Origin of the sequence: Kribbella speibonae (assembly GCF_004331375.1) — a bacterium.
In the GTDB taxonomy this organism is placed as follows: domain Bacteria; phylum Actinomycetota; class Actinomycetes; order Propionibacteriales; family Kribbellaceae; genus Kribbella; species Kribbella sindirgiensis.
Window position 1 is genome coordinate 188,557 of sequence record NZ_SJKC01000005.1, and the last position, 18,528, is coordinate 207,084.

The following is an 18,528-nucleotide window of genomic DNA, read 5'->3' on the forward strand; positions in this document are numbered from 1 at the left end:
GACGCGGAGCACATCGGCACGTGGCGGCGTCCGGCAACTCGGTCAACTCGGCGTTCGGACGACCAGCCGGCTGAAGACTCGTGTGTGCAGGTCGACAGTACGTATACGCCCATTGCCCAGCGATTAACGCGGCTGCTAGGCGTGCGGTCCCGGGTAGTGGGCGTATACGTACTGTCGACCTGCAATACCTGCCAGAGCGCACCTTCGACACCTGATCCTGGCCGAAGCTGACCCGCGGAGGTGGGATCAGCTCACGGCTAACCGGCCCGGTTGAGCCGGCGTACGGCGAGTTCGGCGAGGAGGGCGGCGCCGTCGGGGAGGACGGAGTCGTCGAAGTTCGCCAGCGGTGAGTGGTTGTCGGCGGCCGCGTCGGGGTCGGGGGAGGCGCAGGCGCTGAGGTTGAGGTAGACGCCGGGGACCTCCTGCAGGACGTAGGAGAAGTCCTCGGCGCCGCACCGTGGGTTGGGCCGTTCGCGGAAGCGTTCCGGCCCGAAGAGCTCCTCGATCACGGAGCGGGCGAACTCGAACTCTGCCTCGTCGTTGACCGTCACCGGGTACCCGACCTGGTACTCCGCCTCGACCTGTAGCCCGTGCGCCGCCGCGAGACCCTCGACGAGCTGGATCGACACCTCCTGGACCTTCGCCCGCGCCGTCTCGGAGAACGTCCGCACGGTCGCGTCGAAGAACGCGTCGTCCGGGATGATGTTCTCCTTGGTACCGCCCGCGATCCGCCCGACCGTCAGCACCACCGGGTCGAACACGTCGAACTGCCGCGTGATCATCGTCTGTAACGCGGTCACGATCTCGCACAGCACCGGGATCGGGTCCTTCCCCCGGTACGGCGTGGAGCCGTGCGTCCCCGCCCCGATGACGCGCACGTGCAGCTGGTCGGCCGCGGCCATGAACGACCCGGGCCGGCTGCTCCACATCCCCAACGGCTGCGACGACGCGCCGACGTGCAGCCCGTACGCCGCATCCGCCCGCCGGCCGGCCGCGTCGAGCACGCCTTCGCGGATCATGATCGGCGCGCCGCCGGACGTCTCCTCGCCCGGTTGGAACATGAACACGACGTCGCCGGGCAGCTCGTCCTTCAGCGCGGACAGCACCTTCGCGGCGCCGACGAGCCCCGCGACGTGCAGGTCGTGACCGCAGGCGTGCATCATCCCGGGATGCTGGGACGCGAACGGTACGGCGGTCCGCTCGGTGACGGGCAGTGCGTCCATGTCGCCGCGGAGGAGTACGACGGGACCGGGTCCGCGACCACCCCGCAGTACGGCGGTCACGGACGACAGCTCCTTGCCGAGGGTGATCTCGAGCGGCAGGCCCTCGAGCGCGTCCAGAATCAGCTGCTGCGTCTTCGGCAGGTCGAGGTCGTACTCCGGGACCTGGTGCAGTGCCCGGCGCAGCGTGACGATCTCCTCGCGGAACTGCTCCGCCAGCTCGCGGGTCCTCACGCTTTCGGGCCCAGGTCGAGGGCTGCCATCACGCGTTGGGCGCTGCTGCCGAGTTCGAGCAGTTCGACGAGGTCCAGCCAGCGTTCCGGGTCCTTGATCGCGCGCGGCAGCGTCGCGTCGTACGTCCCGACCGGCGCGTCCTTCGCCACCGCGACCACCTTCGGCGCGACGTCGAGGTAGTCGGCCGCCGCCACGATCTTCTTCTTCACCCCAGGTGCCATCGGCGTACTCGGGTCGGCCGCCGCGGCGCGGATCGCGTCCAGGTCGCCGTACGCCGTGACGAGCGAGGCGGCCGTCTTCTCGCCGACACCCTTCACGCCGGGCAGCCCGTCGGACGCGTCACCACGCAGCGTCGCGAAGTCGGCGTACCGCTGAGCCGGGACCTCGTACTTCGCGAGCAGCGCCTTCTCGTCGTACACCTCGGCCCGGCCGACGCCGCGGGCGGCCGTGTAGACGACCCGGATGCCGCGGCTGTCGTCGATCAACTGGAACAGGTCCCGGTCCCCGGTGACGACATCGACCGGCATCGTCGCCTGGTGCGACAGCGTGCCGATCACGTCGTCCGCCTCGTGGTCGGGGGCGCCGACGACGGTGATGCCGATCGCCTCCAGGCAGGCCCGGATGTACGGGATCTGCACCTCCAGGCGGTCCGGCACGTCCTCGACCTGCTCGCCCTTCGCCGACACGAACTCGACCCGCTGCGCCTTGTACGACGGAATCAGCGCGACCCGCCACGACGGCCGCCAGTTGTCGTCCCAGCAAGCCACCAGGTGGGTCGGCCGGTGGTTCTCGGCCAGCCGGGCGATGAAGTCGAGCAGCCCGCGGATCGCGTTGGTCGGCGTACCGTCGGCCGCCTTCATCGTGTCCGGCACGCCGAAGAAGGCCCGAAAGTAGAGCGATGCGGTGTCGAGCAGCATCAGCCGCTGTGTCCCTGGAACTGTCTCAGCCATGGGGAGATGCTTTCATGCCCGGCGGTCCCGGCAGTAGGGTCTCCAGGATGGAGGACCTGGACCGCAAGATCGTCGGGCTGCTCGCTTCCGACGGCAGGATGAGCTTCACCGACCTGGGCAAGGCGACCGGCCTGTCCACGTCGGCCGTACACCAGCGGGTGAAGCGGCTCGAGCAGCGCGGGATCATCCAGGGGTACGCCGCCACGGTCGACCACACCGCACTGGACCTGCCGCTGACCGCGCTGATCTCGATCCGGCCGATCGACCCGTCCCAGCCGGACGACTCGCCCGAGCGGCTCCGGGAGGTCCCGGAGATCGAGTCCTGCTACTCGGTCGCCGGCGACTCCAGTTACGTCCTCATCGTCCGGGTCGCCTCACCGGCCGCCCTGGAGAACCTCCTGGCCGTCATCCGGGCGCGCGCGAACGTCTCCACGACCACGACGATCGTGCTGAGCACGCCGTACGAACGCCGTCCACCGGCGCTGTGAAGGTCCTGCTCAGCGACCTGTTCAGCACGCTGATCTCGGGCGGTGACGACGAGCGGGACGTGGTCAACGCACGGATGGGCGCGGTGCTCGGGGTCGACGCCGCGGCGTTCCAGGCGGCGTTCGACGCGTCGTCGTACGAGCGGTTCATCGGCGCGTACGGCGACCTGCCGAGCACACTGCGCGTCATCGCCCAGCGGTGCGGTGGTACGCCGACCGACGAACAGGTGCAGGAGGCAACGGGCCTGCGCCGGGCGCTCGCCCAACGGTTGCTCGGCCGGGCGCCCGCGGCGACCCTCGAGACCTTGGCCGCGTTCAAGGCAGCGGGCTGGCGGATCGGGCTGGTCAGCAACATCACCGCCGAAACCCAGCTCCAATGGCCGACCAGCCCGCTCGCCCAGTACTTCGACGCAACGGCCTTCTCCGCCGAGGTAGGCGCCGCTAAACCCGAGCCCGCCATCTACCGCACAGCCTGCACCGCCCTGGACGCCGACCCCACCGACTGTCTCTACGTAGGCGACGGCAACGACAACGAACTCGCAGCCGCCGCAGCCCTCGGCATGCGCGCGATCCGCACCACCGAACACGCCAACAGCGACCCGACCTGGTCGGGCCCGACGATCACGACGTACGCCGACCTGACGGCCTACCTGGCTCAGTAACCGCCCGCGTCGACGACCTGGGACTCGAAGGACGCGACCTCGATCTTGCCCTTGCCCTTCGGTGGGATCAGGAGCACGGTGTCGTGGATCGTCTCCGACGTGAGGCCGTTGTAGTACTTGACGGACTTCGGGCTGAACGCGTTCTCGGGCATCCCGTCCCACCAGAAGTGCCAGTTGGGTCCGGGGATCAGCGTGTACTCGTGCGTGAGCGAGACGAACACCACCGCCGTACCGGACTTGGTGACGAACGCGGGGGACTGCGGCGGGGCCGTGAACACGTCGCTCAGGCTCCGCGTGGATCCGCGCATCTTCGCCTTCTCGGCCCGGTTGGTCACGATGCCCGCGAGCATCTTCGTGATGTCCACGTTCGGCTGGAACGCGGCGGCGCGGGGCGACTTGGCGCCGCCGGTCAGGTACGTCGCCAGGCTGGTGGCGGCGACCTGCGGGGCGACCGCGAGCCGCTTGTCGTCGGCCTTGGTCGCTGCGCGGAGGCCCGTGAGGTCAGGGAGCTTGACGGTCGTCTTCACCCCCGCGGCGAAGGTGATCATCCAGGGGCTGCCGGCGGTCGCGCGCTCCCACACGCCGAGGTGGCGGTACGCCTTGTTGGTGGAGATCGCCGAGTTACTGACGAAACGCATCGGGTAGGCGGCGGACTGCGGCGCTCCGATCACCGAGCCGGTGTAGACGAACGGCGCCGTCGGCTTGTCCTTGGCGACGCTGTCGATCTCGTACCCGGCCTGGCTCTCGCGGACAAGGTTGCCGCCTTCAACCGTCGCGATGAGCTTGCCGTCGCGGACGCTGTTCGCCTTGTTGTTCACGGCGTTGTAGTGCTTGATCACCGCCACCGCTGCGTCATCACTGATCGCCGGCCGAGTCAGCACCGTCACACTGTCCGCCGACGGAACCGCCGCGCAACCACTCACCAGCCCAAGCGCCAACCCACCAACAACCACCCGACGGACCACTCCACCACCCTGCGTGGGTGCCTGCTGCGGCGGCCGACCGTGGGCGGGCGGGTACTGGACCGGAGGCTGTGGGTACTGGGCCTGCGGGAACTGGGAGTTGCCCTGGGGCTGGTGGAACTGGGCCGGGTCGGCCTGCTGGGGTTTGGTGGGGCGGCGGCGGAACAGGACGAGGAAGATGCCGAGGGCAAGCAGGACGATCCCGACGGCGAACACGGCCAGCGCGGTCGCGAACGCCTTCGGGATCTCGATGCCCAGATCGACCTGTACGTCGGGAGCCGTCTTCCCGTCGGCGTTCATGATGACCACGTCGTACGGGCCGTCCTCGATCGGCCACGCGATCGACTGGGTACCTGCCCCGTTCGCCTTGGCAACCCACCAGTCGAGCGTGTCCGGCGCGGCGAGCGGACCCGCCGTACCCTTCTCGTCCTGCGTCGACAGCGCGATCGGGTACTGCACCTGCACGAGCTTCGTGTGCGCGAAACCCTTCAGATAACTGCTGACGTCGAAGTCCCGAGCCACCCCGACGAACACCGGCTGATCCTTCGCCGACCGTACGTCGACGTGCAGCACCGGACCGTTCCGGTTCAGCAGTTCCGGCGTACTCGCGATCGCCAGTCCCTTGCTGGACAGATGCTGCTCACCGGACTGGACCGTGTCGTCCGGCCCGATCAGCCAGAACGCCGCGACCCCACCGACGACCGCGACAACCAACCCGATCAAAGCCAGCAGTACGCCGAATATCCTGCGGATCACCCGCACAAGAACTCCCGAGATCGCGGCATGCCCCAGACAAACCGCCCGACAAACAGACGCGTGATGCTAGCCCACCCACACCTACCGAACACCCCGGGCCCCAGGTCACCGCGCTCAGAAGCCGCCGGCCTGAACGACGTCGTCGGCGGCGGCCAGGACACGAATCTTGGCGCCCTTCGGCGGAACGGCCAGGGCCACCTGATGGAGGATCGTGCTGGTCAGGGCGGTGCTGTACTCCTTGGTGTGTGGGCTGAATGCGGACGCGCGGCTGCCCTGTCCCCAGTAGATCGAGAGGTCGGGGCCGATCTGGACCTGGAACTCCTCCGTCAGGGACAGGAAGACGAGTGCCTCGCCCGAGGTCGTCAGGAACGCGGCCGGAGTACCGCTCAGGGTGAAGGTGTCGATGACCGCGCGATACGACTTCGGATCCTTGGCGAGGCTCGCCTTCGCCGATGCGAGCTCCTGGAGGGTGTCGGTGATGTCCGCGGACGGAGCGAAGAGCGCAGCCTGCGACGACTTGCTGCCGGCGTTGAAGTATCCGGCCAGTGCCCGTCCAGCGGCCTCTGGTGAGACCGCTAGCTTCGCGTTGTCCGTAGCGGTGAGCGGACGCAAGCCTTTGAGGGGCGGGAGCTTGACCTTCATCTCCGGGCTGACCTGATGGGCGACGAGCCAGGGATCACCCGCGGACTTCCGCTCCCAGAGGTCGAGCACCTGGTAGTCCTTGTACGCCGACATTCTGGCCGCGGCCACGAATCGCATCGGATAGCCGCCGTATGACGGCACGCCGACGCTCGGCTTCACATGTGTGGTCGGGTCGGGAATCTCTTTGCCTGCTTTGTCCAGCACCCTGCCGATGCGATAGCCAGCCTGGCTGAGGCGGAGCACGTCCCCGGTCTCAACAGTCGCGATGAGCTTCTCGTCGCGGCGCTTGGCGGCGGCATTACTGACCTCGTCATAGCGCTTGATCGCCGCCGCTGCACCCTCGTCACTGATCGCCGGGCGGGTCAGCGAGGTCACGGTGTCGGGCTTCGGAACGGCCGAGCAGCCGGTCAGGAGGATGAGGACGGCGCCGATAGCGCAACCGACAACCCGCACATGCACTCCCCAGATCGGTTCACACCGGACGATCTGGAAATGCTAACGGTTGCTGAGCGCATCCAACGGGTGACGCTGGGGAAGTTGCAGGAAGTTGCAGTTCGTGACCGCTGAGGCCCAGTTGGTCATTGGTGCGCGCTAGCCGAACTCCTTGACCAATGCGAGGTTCCGCAGGCGCTCGTCCATGTGTTCGACGAGGAATTCCGGCAAGGCGTGGCTATCTTTGACGTCGGGCCAGTGACCGACCAGTGCGGTGACAGTGCCGGCGACAGTCTCGAGCACACTTCCAGTGTCTACTTCGGCGTGCTCGGCGAGTTCGCGGAAGCTCTTCGACGTGATGTTCCGCGCGATCCGTCCACCATTCAGCCGGAAGGCGAGCTCGTCCTTTCGGAACTCGGGCTCGGGGTACGCGGCAACCGAGACCAGGTCGTAGGCGGGGGAGAGCCTCGCTTGGCGACCATCGGGATATCGGAGCGTCCAGTTCTTGAGGTGCGCGTCGAGGTTGCCCATCACCACCATGGCGGCGAGGCGGCGTACGTATTCGTCGAGATCCTCAGGGCACAGCTGGGTGAGGATGCGAGCGATGCCGCTATAACTCGCTCGCTCGTACTTGAGGTCAGGTGCGGTCTCTCTGACCTGAGCGAAGTCCTCCTGGTGTATCCGGCCTGCTGCAGACCGGTCAAACCGCCGGACTGCGAACGCGAGTTCGTCAGAACCGATCAAACCGTCTGGGAGGCCGTGCAACTCTGCTCCGCTGAGCAGTGCGATGTCGGGAACGTCGATCCCGCAGAGTTTCCCCCAGGTCAGCATCGCGTACTCGTTGATCGGAACTGCGGGAAAGCGGCGATCTGGCAACTTGACGATCCAGTCGCCGCCCTGGCCGCTCATCGGCAGGACCAGGCCCTTGCCTTCCCACCGCATCGAGAACTTGGCCTGGACCCCTGCGAGCGAAAAGCGGACTGGTTGGCTTACGTCGCCCGGAGTCTTGTCGGCGAGTTCCGGGATGTCGCCGAGGTCTGAGTCGGGCACAACGCGAACCGCGCCGGGGAGGTCCTGACCTAGGAAGCTGAGTAGGTGGAAGTCGTGCGGGTTGGTCCTGCCAAGTTCCTGTCCGATCAGGCTGCGTAGCCCGCTGCCTGGCTCTGGCAGCAGGTTGGCGAACCACTCGGGAACTGAGCCGCTCGCGGTCCGGCGCCGAGTCGGATCGCCCTCGAATGCCTGTCCGAAGACCGGATGGTCGAGGGCAAGGTCCTCGTAATCGAACCACGTGTTTCCGTCGCTGTAACCCAGTGTGCCGACTCGCCGATCGGCCAGGAACACGCCTGCCGTGACGCTACGCGGACTCATCGGCATCCTCGTCGAAGAGGGAGGCGAGTTCTGGGCCGTCCCGGAAACCGAACAGGGCGCGATTCTGGACGTGTTCGCCGATCACGCCACGCAGGAGCGTGGTCCGACGCTCGAAGAAGCCGTCTTCGTTGCCTTCGATCAACAGAATGACCCCGTCGGGGTCGATCGCGTGACTTGCCAGGAGAGATCCTGCCACCTTGCCGGCGACAAGCGCTCGTCGCACGCCGCCCGTGAAGACCTTGGGATGGATGATGCGGTTGGCCACGCCATGCGGACCCGCTGACGACAGACCCGAGAAGATCGGCTGTAAGAAGTCGGCAGAGTCGAACACATCGTGCGGGCTGAGCGCCCGCCCGGCGTGTTCTCCGTTCAGCCAGCACGGCCGGAGAGAAAAGAGCCCGAGCATGTTCAGCTTTCCTTGGGCGGTGTTGAGCTTGACCTGATCGAGATCGGGTCGCCAGCGGCCGGCAGGCGCAGGTGGGAGGAGTTTCAGAAGGCGCTCCGCACTGCCAAGCGGGTCGCGGTCGACCGCGCGAGCTCCCAGACGCACCCCGACAGTGTTTCCCTGCGGCGCCACACCGAGCACCGCGCCTCGCCAGATCCAGCGGCGGAGGAGCTCGGCCGGACGGCCTTCTGGCGCACCGAAGAGTGCGGCGAACCGTGTCAGCACGGGTATGTACAACGCATATGGCAACAGCCGCAGGTGCGGAATGTCAGCGACATCCCGGAGGTAGTCCACGACATGCCCTAGTGCTACCTCCGTGGCGCGCATCGCTTCGCCACGTTCGTCGTCGCTGGCGAACTCCTTGCGGAAATCTCGGTCGACCTTGGGGTGACGGATGGCCAGCATGCTCTGCAGGAGCACTTGTTCGGAGAATTCTCCGAAGCCGAACGCGTTGACCCGCTCGGCCAGCGTGCGAAGGTCACTGGGTTGCTGGCCGGTAGAAATGGAGTGCAGGGCGTTGAACACCTCAGCGCTCTTCAATGCCTTTCCGTAGGTGTTCATACGATCGAAAATGTCGCGCAGTGCTTGTTCGTCGCCGCCCACGACGACGTACACCGGGATCGTATAGTCGCGGATGGCAGCGACCATCTGATCGGCGAGCGCGATCTGCATGGGGGTTAGTTCTGGCCGGTCGCGGATCCAGGCGTTCGCACCGGCGGTGTCGAGGGCAAGACCGACAGGCATCCAATAAGGCGCGGGGGCACGGTGGCGGGACTGCGAGACGAATTCGCCGGTCCGTAGGTCGCAGTAGATGCGGAACCGAGGATCGACGGTCGTCTCGTCCGCAGTGAGCGCGCCCACCAGACTCGTGACGCGTTGCTGACCGTCCACGACCCAGTACGCGTCGGTCTGGCTGTCGGCGGCGATCTCGAGGTGACCGATTGATATCTTTCCGGCCGGAGCAGCTCGCTGCCAGACCAGAAGGTTTCCGATCGGGTAGCCGCGCATGATGCTGTCGAACAGTTGGGTGACGTCGGACCTCTCCCACCTGTAGGACCGCTGGAACGGCGGGATGCGCAGTTTCCCAGCATGAGCCCAAGCCACCAGCTCGCTGGGCTTCGTGCTCTCGATCTTCGGCCGAGCCACAGCGGCCACGCGACACCTCCTCGTCGCCGTCAGTTTAGCGACGGGCTCCGTGGTGACGCCCAAGACGCGCTGCGCCCAGCGAAGTTGCAGGCCTTCGGTGCCATCCCCTGCATAGGTGGCACCGAAGGCTGTTTGGGGGTTAGTTGAGGTCGAGGAGTTTCTGGGCCTCGGCGGCGGTGCGGGAGGCGGCGGCGCGGGCTTCGGCTTCGGCCAGGTGGTTGCCGGCGTGCTGGGTCCACCAGTCCTGGCCGTCGCGCGGGAGGGTGTCGATCGGGTCGTAGTACTCGTACGTCCGGTTCAGTGCCTCGGGGTCCTGCTGTTCGATGCCGGTGCGGTAGTTCTTCTTCCAGTACGAGATGCCGCGGACCTCGTCGTACTCGGACAGCTGGTGCACCCACCGCTTCCCGACGTACGGGACGTCGCACACGATGCGCGGGGTCGCGAAGCCGGGGAGGTACCCGAGGATGCCGTGCTGCAGGTGCTGGGCGTCCTTCACGGACACCCGCCAGTGCTCCGAGAACGGGATCATGTCGCACATGTAGAAGTAGTACGGCGTGATGTTCGCGCCGTCGAGCAACGCGAAGCAGAGGTCGAGCAGCTGCGGGATCGAGTCGTTCACGCCGCGCATCAGCACGCCCTGGTTGCGGACGTCGCGCAGACCGGCCTCGAGCATCGCCTTGGACGCCTCGGCGACCAACGGCGTCACGGACTGCGCCGCGTTCACGTGGGTGTGCATCGCGATCATCACGCCGCGCTGCCGCGCGATCCCGGCGACGCGCTCGACACCGGACAGGACGTCGGACGACAGCCAGTGCTGCGGCATCCCCATCAGGGCCTTGGTCGCGAGCCGGATGTCGCGGATGTTCTCGATCTCCAGCAGGCTGGTGAGGAACGCCTCGAGCCGCGGCCAGGGCATGTTCGCCACGTCGCCGCCGGAGACGACGACGTCCCGGACTCCCGGCGTACGGCGCAGGTAGTCGAGCATGTCGTCGAGCCGGGTCTGCGGTTTCGCGACGAACTTGAGCTTGTCGATGACAGGGGTCGAGTTCCCGACCAGGTCCATGCGGGTGCAGTGGCCGCAGTACTGCGGGCACGTCGGCAGCACCTCCGCAAGGACCTTGGTCGGGTATCGGTGGGTCAACCCCTCCGTGGCCCACATCTCGTGCTCGTGCAGGGAGTCCCGGGTGGCGTGCGGGTGCGACGGCCAGTCGGTACGGCGGTCGCTGAACACCGGGAGCATGTACCGGCGGACCGGGTCCGCGTAGAACGCCTCGGTGTAGTCGGCCGCACCGTTCGGAACGATCGTGTTCAGCATCTGCGGCGGCAGCAGCATCGACATCGTCGCGCGCTCGGCCTGGTCCCGGGTCAGGTCGTCGTAGAACCGGTCCTCGAGCAGGTCGCCCATCACGTCACGCAACTGCTTCACGTTCTTCACGCAGTGCGACCGCTGCCACTGCACCGAACGCCATTCCTCGGCCGTGACGTCCTTCCAGCCGGGCAGCCGGGTCCAGTCCGGCTCGACCAGCTCGGCCCGCCGGTACGCGTACGGCTGGCCGTCGCCAGGCTCCGAACGAGCCAGCTCCGGGGTGATCAGGTCGGTCACAGGTCCCTCCGCGGGGCTTCAGGAGTGTTGCGGTCTGATGTGAGGATAGCGATAGAACTTCCTTCAGAGCCAACAGTACGCCGTAAGAATTCTCGCCAGAGCACTGTATGAGTAGTATTTTGCCTGACCGCACAGACCTGACCACACCGAGGAGGACCCGTGTCGTCGAGCCCCGTAGGACTGCACCGTGTACTCGCGCCGTCCGGCGTGTTGCCGCAGGCGGCGGAGAAACTCGACGCCAGTCCCGGGATCTGGCCCGACGAGGTCCGCATCGCGGTCGAGCGGCTGAACCTGGACGCCGCCTCGTACCGCCAGCTCGCCGAGGCGCACGGCGGTGACGGTACGGCGATCCGCCGCGCGGTCCTGGACATCATCGAGACGCGCGGCAAGATGCAGAACCCGGTCACCGGCTCCGGCGGGATGCTCGTCGGTGTGGTCGACGAGGCCGGCCCGGACTCGCCGCTCGGCGTGAAACCCGGCGATCGGGTGGCGACCCTGGTGAGTCTCACGCTGACCCCGCTGCAGATTACCGACGGGCTGCGGGACTGGGACGGGAAGGGCGAGCAGGTTCCTGCGCAGGGGCACGCGATCCTGTTCGCGCGGTCGATCGTGGCGAAGCTGCCCGACGACCTGAAGCCGGAGCTGTCGCTGTCCGTCATGGACGTCTGCGGCGCCCCCGCGCTGACCGCGCGAGTAGTGCGATCGTATGTCGACAAAGGCATAAAGCCTGTCGTGTCAGTAATTGGCGGCGCAGGTAAGTCGGGCTCGTTGTCCTTGGCCGCGGCCCGCACCGCCGGCGCGGCCCGGACGATCGGCGTCGTGCCTGTGCAGCAAGAGAAAGAACGACTCGAGAGTGCGGCGCTGGCCGACGTCGTCACGCTCGCCGACGCGCGCGATCCCGTCGCGCTGGCGACGGCGGTCGAGAACGCCGGGGGACCCGCGGACATCACCGTGGTGTGCGTCGACGTACCCGGATGTGAGCACGGCGCCGTGCTGTCGACGGCGGCCGGCGGCACCGTGATCTTTTTCTCGATGGCGACGTCGTTCTCCGCGGCAGCGCTCGGTGCGGAGGGGCTGGCCGCGGACGTCACGATGCTCGTCGGCAACGGGTACGTGCCCGGGCACGTCGACTATGCGATGGAGCTGTTGCGGGCCGAGCCGGGTGTCCGTGGTCTGTTCGAGAGCAGGCTGGCGGAGGATTAGTCCGTGCGCACACTTCTGACGAACGGTTCCGTCTACTCGCCTGCCGACCCCCACGCGACCGCGATCGCGTTCGACGACGGGGTGGTGACGTGGCTGGGTGACGACACCGGCGCGAGTTCGTACGCCGACGGCGCGGACGAGGTGATCGACCTCGACGGCAAGCTCGTCACGCCCGCCTTCGTCGACGCCCATGTCCATGTCGCCGGTGCCGGCGCGGTGCTGACCGGTCTCGACCTGGCTGGTACGACGTCCCTCACCGATGCACTCGACAAGCTGGCGGCGTACGCGGCTGATCTGCCCGAGGACGCGGTGATCGACAGCGCCGGGTGGGACGAGACCAAGTGGCCCGAGGGTCGCCCACCGCTGGCCGAGGAGCTGGACCGAGCCGCCGGCGGGCGGCGGGTGTACTTGTCTCGGGTGGACGGTCACTCCGGCGTGGTGTCGTCCGCGCTGTTCGAGGTCGCGCGCGGCGAGGGGTTCGACGAGAGCGGGCGGGTCGAGCGGCACGCGAATCATCTGGTCCGCGACGCGCTGAGTGAGCTGGTCGGTCCGGAGCAGCGGCGGCAGGAGATCCGCGCCGCACTGCAGGCGATGGCCGCGAAGGGGATCGGCGCGTTCCACGAGATGGCCGCGCCGCACATCGGGCCGCTCTGGGAGCTGCCGATCGTTCGGGAGATTGCGGAGGAGCTCGGGCTGTCCGCGACGCTGTACTGGGGTGAGCCGGGCGCCTTCGAACACCTCGGTACCTACGGGCTCGCCGGTCTCGCCGGTGATCTGAACGCGGACGGTGCCCTCGGCTCGCGCACGGCCGCACTGCGGGAGCCGTACGCCGACCGCGCCGGCCACCGTGGTCACGCGTACCTGACGGCGGAGCAGATCGCCGAGCACGTGATCGCCTGCACCGAGCGGAACGTGCAGGCCGGCTTCCACTGCATCGGCGACCAGGCGCTCGACAACATCGCGCGCGGTTTCGAGCTCGCCGCCGAGAAGGTCGGCGTCCAGGCGCTCGTCGCGGCGCGGCACCGGCTCGAGCACGTCGAAATGGTGGACGAGGCAACAATCGCGACCCTCGCGCGCTGCGGTGTGGTGGCGAGTGTGCAGCCGATGTTCGACGCCCTGTGGGGCGGTCCGGACGGCATGTACGCCGAACGCGTCGGCGACCGCTGGCGGGGGATGAACCCGTTCGGTTCGCTCGCCCGCGCGGGCGTCGTACTGGCGTTCGGCTCGGATGCGCCGGTGACTGAGCTGGGCGGCTGGGAGGCCGTGCGGGCGGCCGCGTTCCACCACGAGCAGTCGGAGCGGATCACCGTCCGGGCCGCGTTCCAGGCGCATACACGGGGCGGTTGGCGGGCCGCCGGGATCGACGATGCCGGAGTGCTCGCGCCCAGCACGGCCGCGACGTACGCGATCTGGCACTCCGACGCCGATCTCGTGGTGCAGACGCCGGACACCCGCGTCGCCGCGTGGTCGACGGACCCGCGAGCCGGCGTACCGGTGCTGCCGGACCTGAGCCAGGGAACACCTACCTGCCTGCGAACTGCCGTCGGTGGTCGTGTGGTCTATGAAGCCGAGGGATGGTCGCAATGAGCAAGAAGCTGGACCTCGATCCAGTCACCGTCCGGAAGGCGCGCAGCCTCGCGCGCAAGGCCGGCAAGCCGATCGTCAACCTGGCCCGGCAGCACACCACGGTGTCGGTCGAGCGAGCTGTACTGCGGCTCGCCGGGCTGACCGGTGCCGACACCGAGGGCATCCCGTGGGTGAACCGGCTCGCGGACACGGTGCGCGCGGATGTCGGCCTCGAGCACGGTCTCGCGCTGCCCGTGTGGGACGCGCTGCTCCGCGGCGAGGCCGAGGACCTGGCCGTGCTGGCGCAGAAGGCCGCGTCGGGCTCCGTCACGTTCCGGATGCCCGAAGGCCGCGACGCCGTCCGGGCACGGTCGGCCGCACGCAAGGCGGCGACCGCCGGGATGAAGCGGATCGACGGGCGGCGACGGGAGCGGGACCGGCTGGTCAAGCGGCACGGCGACCCGGAACAGCGGCCGTGGATCTACCTGATCGTTGCCACCGGCGACATCTACGAGGACATCCCGCAGGCGCAGGCCGCCGCGCGGGAAGGCGCCGACATCATCGCGGTGATCCGGTCGACGGGGCAGTCGCTGCTGGACTACGTACCGGAAGGCGCGACCCGCGAAGGGTTCGCCGGGACGTACGCGACGCAGGAGAACTTCCGGCTGATGCGGGCCGCGCTGGACGAGTCCTCTCGCGAACTGGGGCGGTACGTCAGGCTGACCAACTACGCGTCCGGGCTGTGCATGCCGGAGATCGCGACGCTGGCCGGGCTCGAGCGGCTCGACATGATGCTGAACGACTCGATGTACGGGATCCTCTTCCGCGACATCAACCCGATCCGGACCTTCGTCGACCAGCGCTTCAGCCGCCAGATCCACGCCCGCGCCGGGATCATCATCAACACCGGCGAGGACAACTACCTGACCACCGCCGACGCGGTCGAGGCCGCGCACACCGTGACGGTCTCGCAGCTGCTGAACGAGTACTTCGCCAAGGAGGCCGGGCTCGAGGACTGGCAGCTCGGCCTCGGGCACGCGTTCGAGATCAACCCGGACATCCCGGACTCGTTCCGGCTCGAGCTGGCGCACGCGATGCTGGCGCGGCAGCTGTTCCCGAACGCGCCGCTGAAGTGGATGCCGCCGACCCGGCACATGACCGGTGACGTGTTCCGCGGGTACCTGCTGGACGGGTTCTTCAACCTGGTCGGCGCGATGACCGGGCAGGGCATCCTGCTGGTCGGCATGATGACCGAGGCCGTCGTGACGCCGTGGATCTCGGACCGCGACCTGGCGCTGCAGAACGTCCGCTACGTCTTGGGTGCCGCGGGCAACCTTCACGAGGACTTCCGGCCGGAGCCGAACGGGTTCATCGCGTCCCGCGCCCGCCAGGTCCTCGGCGAGTCGGTGGAACTGCTCGACCGGATCGTCGACGACGGCCTGCTGAACGCGATCGGCGACGGCACCTTCGGGCTGATGAAACGCCCGCAGGACGCCGGTCGCGGCCTGGATGGGGTCGCCCGCAAGTCACCGGCGTACTACAACCCGGCGATCGAGCTGCTCGAGGAGGGCGTGGGATGAGCATCATCCGGCCGTACGGCGACACCACGGGCGACGGCATGGTGCAGCTGTCGTTCACGTTGCCGGTCCCGCACGACAAGCGCGCCGAGGGCGCGGCGGTGCAGCTGGCCAACAAGATGGGCATGGACCCGGCCCTGGTCGTGCACTCGAAGCCGATCGGTGACGATTTCACGTTCTTCGTCGTCTACGGGCCGGTGAACCACCTGGTCGACACGTCGAAGGTCGAGGTGGTCGAGCGCGACTACCCGCTGCTGTCGCCGAAGGAGGTCAACCTCGCGATCCGCAAGGGGCTGCGCCGCCGGCTGACCGTGGTCGGCGCCTGCATCGGCACCGACGCGCACACGGTCGGTATCGACGCGATCCTGAACATCAAGGGTTTCGCGGGCGAGAAGGGCCTGGAGTACTACCGCGAAGTGAAGGTCGTGAACCTCGGCGCGCAGGTCGCCGTACCGGAGCTGGTCCGGCGGGCCAAGGCCGACAAGGCTGACGCGATCCTGGTGTCGCAGGTGGTGACGCAGCGCGAGGCGCACGTGCTCAACACCAAGGAGATGTCCGCGGCGTTCCGGGAGGCGTACGCCGAGGACGCCCGGCCCGTACTCGTTGCCGGCGGCCCCCGTTTCACCGAGCAGATGGCCGGCGAGCTCGGCGTCGACCGGGTGTTCGGCCGCGGGACCACACCGGGTGAAGTGGCCAGCTATCTCGTCGACGCGCTGGTGACCCGGCGCCATGCCTACAGAAAGAGCGCATAAAAGGTGTCGAAGGCAACTATCGGTCTGACCGTCACGCATCGTCGGTATGTTCCTTACAGCCACGCCCACTACGCCGGCAATCTGGTCGACGGCGCCTACGTGCTCGCGCTGTTCGGCGACGTCGCGACCGAGGTCTGCATCCAGGCGGACGGTGACGAGGGCCTGTTCGCGTCGTACTCCGACGTGCAGTTCCTGCAGCCGCTGCGGGCCGGCGACGTCGTCGAGGTGACGGCAACGATCAGCCGGGTCGGCAACCGCAGCCGCGACCTCGACTTCAGCGCGTACGTCGTGTGCCGCGGACGTCCGGACCAATCGGAGTCGGCGGCCGAGGTGCTTGCCGAACCGCTGGAGATCACCCGGGCCAAGGGAACCGTCGTCGTACCGGTTGGGTGACGATTGGTTGCCCTGGGTAACGATCACGTGGAGTGCCGATATCGCTCTGTAACGTGACTCGGCTGAAGGATCCTCGTTTTCCCTTGTAGGGCAGGCGATAGTGTTACAACGGGCTCAAAGAGCCGGGGGAGAGGTTGACACCGTCGTCGCCAGCGAGCATCGTTTTGGGAGTCGTCATATCCCGTTTGTTCAACGGTCACATGAAGTTCGGCCGCCGGATGATCCCGCGACGCTGACCAGGTCAAAGCCAGGCTTGAGTCGACGGGGGCTGAGATCACCGGAGGTTAGCCCCCCGCGGGGCAGAGGTGGAAGAGGCTCGGCGGCCAGTAGACAACAGCCGGACAGTGCGCAGCCAGCGCATCGACGGTTGGTCCGAAGGCACGCCGAGCCTCTTTCCTCTGGCCGGGCCACGGACTGTTGACACTCCTTCACTTTGCGCGATCGGTGCCGAATGGCTACCGGCCGGATACATTTGCGTGTCCGGGACGTTGTACGGTCGTTCGACCGGCGTCCGTCGGTGCGTGAGGCAGAGGGGTAACCGCGTGGACCGGTTGAAGGCTCTGGGGCGGATCATGCCCCGGGTGGTGGTGGCCGCGGCCGCCGGTGCGCTGCTCGGGTTCGCGTTCGAACCACATGATCATCCCTGGCTGACGATCGTCGCCGTGCCGCTGTTCCTCGCCGCCCTAAACGGGATCTCGATGAAGGCCGGCTTCCTGGTCGGCGCCGGGTTCGGGATCGCCTACTACGCCGTCCTGGTGCCCTGGCTGAGCGTGATCGGGGGCGACGCCGCGATCGCACTGGCGATCCTCGAAGGGCTGTTCTACGCGGTCTTCGGGTTGTTCGCGACCCAGGTCCTGAAGCTTCGGCTGTGGGCGTTGTGGATTCCGTGCCTGTGGGTGGCGACCGAGTTCGCGACCGCGTCGGTGCCGTTCGGCGGATTCCCGTGGGGCCGGCTCGCGTGGGCGTTCTCGGACGAGTCCTTGGGCAAGCTGGCGGCGTACGTCGGCATCCCGGGCCTGAGCTTCGTCGTCGCGTTCGTCGGCGTCCTGCTGTACGCCGTACTGCGCCGGGGGACCGCGCTGCGCCTGCGGGCCGTGGCGCTCGTCGCGGGGCTGGCGATCGTTTTCGGGAGTGCGCTGATCCAGCTGTCGATCGAGGGCGACGGGCAGACCGTGCGCGCCGCGATGGTGCAGGGCAACGTGCCGGGCAAGGGCCTGGAGTTCCTGGGCCGGGCGCGGACCGTGACGCGAAACCATCTCCAGGCGACGCTCGACCTGCAGAAGCGGGTCGAGGCCGGGACCGAGATGAAACCGGACCTGGTGATCTGGCCGGAGAACTCGACCGACATCGACCCGTACAAGGACGCGGAGACCCGCGCCGACATCGAGACCGCGGTGAAGGCGGTCGGCGTACCGATCCTGGTCGGCGCTGTCACCGAAGGGCCGGGGGAGAACGAGCGCCAGACCACCGGCATCGTCTGGGATCCCGCCACCGGGCCGGGCCAGCGGTACGCGAAGCGGCACCCGGTGCCGTTCGGTGAGTACATCCCGTTCCGCGACCAGCTGCTGCCCTACATCAAGCGGCTGGAGATGATCGGCGCGCAGACCGTACCGGGCGTGGGTCCGGGCGTGATGCCGATCCGTGGCGTCACGTACGGCGACGTCATCTGCTTCGAGCTCGCCTACGACAACGTCATCCACGACGTGGTCAAGGGCGGCGCGCAGGTGCTGATCGTGCAGACCAACAACGCGACGTACGGCGGGACGGGTCAGCCGGAGCAGCAGTTCGCGATCACCCGGATGCGCGCGATCGAGACCGGGCGCACCGTGCTGATCGCGTCGACGAGCGGGATCTCCGGCGTCATTCGCCCGGACGGCTCGGTCGAGCACAAGTCGGCGCAGTTCGTGCCGGACGTGTACGTCGCGACCGTTCCCGTGCAGAACGGCCAGACGCTGGCGATGACCCTCGGCGGCTGGCCGGAGTGGATCCTCACCGGCCTCGGACTGCTCGGTCTGGTGCTGGCGGTGGTCGCGCGGCGCCGGAAGCGGGTGGACGAGGATCCGCAGAACCCACCGGCCGCGACGCCGAGCCGCGAGAAGGTCCCGGTCTGAGTCAGGGTTCACTCAGGGTTT

The 18,528-nt window shown here is 67.9% G+C and carries 15 protein-coding genes; 8 read left to right on the forward strand and 7 right to left on the reverse strand.

What is annotated here, in order from left to right; genetic code table 11:
• Positions 1-257: 257 nt before the first annotated feature.
• Entirely contained in the window at positions 258-1,454 is a 1,197-nt protein-coding gene (locus E0H92_RS32115) for a M20 metallopeptidase family protein (protein ID WP_131498888.1), read from the reverse strand.
• The gene (locus tag E0H92_RS32120) at positions 1,451-2,371 is read right to left on the reverse strand and encodes a 5'-3' exonuclease (protein ID WP_131296252.1); all 921 of its coding nucleotides are present in this window, start codon (positions 2,369-2,371) and stop codon (positions 1,451-1,453) included. The genes E0H92_RS32115 and E0H92_RS32120 overlap by 4 nt, the downstream gene beginning before the upstream one ends.
• Positions 2,372-2,451: 80 nt before the next feature.
• On the opposite strand from E0H92_RS32120, the gene E0H92_RS32125 reads away from it, so the two are divergent.
• Positions 2,452-2,892, forward strand: a complete 441-nt coding sequence (locus E0H92_RS32125) for an Lrp/AsnC family transcriptional regulator (RefSeq protein WP_131461477.1) — start codon at positions 2,452-2,454, stop codon at positions 2,890-2,892.
• Positions 2,889-3,551, forward strand: coding sequence for an HAD family hydrolase (locus E0H92_RS32130; RefSeq protein ID WP_131498889.1), 663 nt, complete (start codon positions 2,889-2,891; stop codon positions 3,549-3,551). Before E0H92_RS32125 ends, E0H92_RS32130 begins: the two co-directional genes overlap by 4 nt.
• Here the strand turns inward: E0H92_RS32130 and E0H92_RS32135 are convergent.
• The 5 genes from E0H92_RS32135 to E0H92_RS32155 all read right to left on the reverse strand — a co-directional run bounded on the left by E0H92_RS32135 (position 3,545) and on the right by E0H92_RS32155 (position 10,905).
• Complete coding sequence (locus E0H92_RS32135; RefSeq protein ID WP_131498890.1) at positions 3,545-5,269, reverse strand: DUF8094 domain-containing protein; 1,725 nt, start codon at positions 5,267-5,269, stop codon at positions 3,545-3,547. The two genes, E0H92_RS32130 and E0H92_RS32135, sit on opposite strands and share 7 nt — an antisense overlap.
• 114 nt (positions 5,270-5,383) lie before the next feature.
• Positions 5,384-6,364 (reverse strand): DUF8094 domain-containing protein, encoded by a 981-nt coding sequence (locus E0H92_RS32140; protein WP_131498891.1) that lies wholly within the window; start codon positions 6,362-6,364, stop codon positions 5,384-5,386.
• A gap of 138 nt (positions 6,365-6,502) precedes the next feature.
• Positions 6,503-7,711 carry a type II toxin-antitoxin system HipA family toxin gene (locus E0H92_RS32145; RefSeq protein WP_202873938.1) on the reverse strand — a complete coding sequence of 403 codons (1,209 nt, stop codon included), beginning with the start codon at positions 7,709-7,711 and terminating at the stop codon, positions 6,503-6,505.
• The gene (locus E0H92_RS32150) at positions 7,698-9,311 is read right to left on the reverse strand and encodes a DUF262 domain-containing protein (protein ID WP_131498892.1); all 1,614 of its coding nucleotides are present in this window, start codon (positions 9,309-9,311) and stop codon (positions 7,698-7,700) included. Before E0H92_RS32150 ends, E0H92_RS32145 begins: the two co-directional genes overlap by 14 nt.
• 130 nt (positions 9,312-9,441) lie before the next feature.
• Positions 9,442-10,905: a KamA family radical SAM protein gene (locus tag E0H92_RS32155; RefSeq protein WP_131498893.1), complete on the reverse strand. Its 1,464-nt coding sequence runs from the start codon at positions 10,903-10,905 to the stop codon at positions 9,442-9,444.
• A gap of 159 nt (positions 10,906-11,064) precedes the next feature.
• Here E0H92_RS32155 and kdd point away from each other — a divergent pair, with 159 nt between their 5' ends.
• The 6 genes from kdd (at position 11,065) to lnt (ending at position 18,507) form a co-directional block, all read left to right on the forward strand.
• Positions 11,065-12,108: an L-erythro-3,5-diaminohexanoate dehydrogenase gene (kdd, locus tag E0H92_RS32160; RefSeq protein WP_131498894.1), complete on the forward strand. Its 1,044-nt coding sequence runs from the start codon at positions 11,065-11,067 to the stop codon at positions 12,106-12,108.
• 3 nt (positions 12,109-12,111) lie between these two features.
• Positions 12,112-13,695: an amidohydrolase gene (locus E0H92_RS32165; RefSeq protein WP_131498895.1), complete on the forward strand. Its 1,584-nt coding sequence runs from the start codon at positions 12,112-12,114 to the stop codon at positions 13,693-13,695.
• Positions 13,692-15,254: a lysine 5,6-aminomutase subunit alpha gene (kamD, locus tag E0H92_RS32170; RefSeq protein WP_131498896.1), complete on the forward strand. Its 1,563-nt coding sequence runs from the start codon at positions 13,692-13,694 to the stop codon at positions 15,252-15,254. The genes E0H92_RS32165 and kamD overlap by 4 nt, the downstream gene beginning before the upstream one ends.
• On the forward strand, positions 15,251-16,003 hold the full coding sequence (kamE, locus tag E0H92_RS32175; protein ID WP_131461485.1) for a lysine 5,6-aminomutase subunit beta: 753 nt from the start codon (positions 15,251-15,253) through the stop codon (positions 16,001-16,003). The genes kamD and kamE overlap by 4 nt, the downstream gene beginning before the upstream one ends.
• A 3-nt stretch (positions 16,004-16,006) precedes the next feature.
• Positions 16,007-16,396 (forward strand): 3-aminobutyryl-CoA ammonia lyase, encoded by a 390-nt coding sequence (gene kal, locus E0H92_RS32180; protein WP_131498897.1) that lies wholly within the window; start codon positions 16,007-16,009, stop codon positions 16,394-16,396.
• A 542-nt stretch (positions 16,397-16,938) separates the two neighbouring features.
• Complete coding sequence (lnt, locus tag E0H92_RS32185; RefSeq protein WP_131498898.1) at positions 16,939-18,507, forward strand: apolipoprotein N-acyltransferase; 1,569 nt, start codon at positions 16,939-16,941, stop codon at positions 18,505-18,507.
• Positions 18,508-18,528: the final 21 nt, after the last annotated feature.

Excerpts from the sequence above, each read along its gene's own strand:
- E0H92_RS32120 (WP_131296252.1), bottom strand. The coding sequence starts at position 2,371 with ATGCTGCTCGACACCGCATCGCTCTACTTTCGGGCCTTCTTCGGCGTG.
- E0H92_RS32125 (WP_131461477.1), top strand. The coding sequence starts at position 2,452 with ATGGAGGACCTGGACCGCAAGATCGTCGGGCTGCTCGCTTCCGACGGC.
- E0H92_RS32145 (WP_202873938.1), bottom strand. The coding sequence starts at position 7,711 with ATGAGTCCGCGTAGCGTCACGGCAGGCGTGTTCCTGGCCGATCGGCGA.
- kamD (WP_131498896.1), top strand. The coding sequence starts at position 13,692 with ATGAGCAAGAAGCTGGACCTCGATCCAGTCACCGTCCGGAAGGCGCGC.
- kamE (WP_131461485.1), top strand. The coding sequence starts at position 15,251 with ATGAGCATCATCCGGCCGTACGGCGACACCACGGGCGACGGCATGGTG.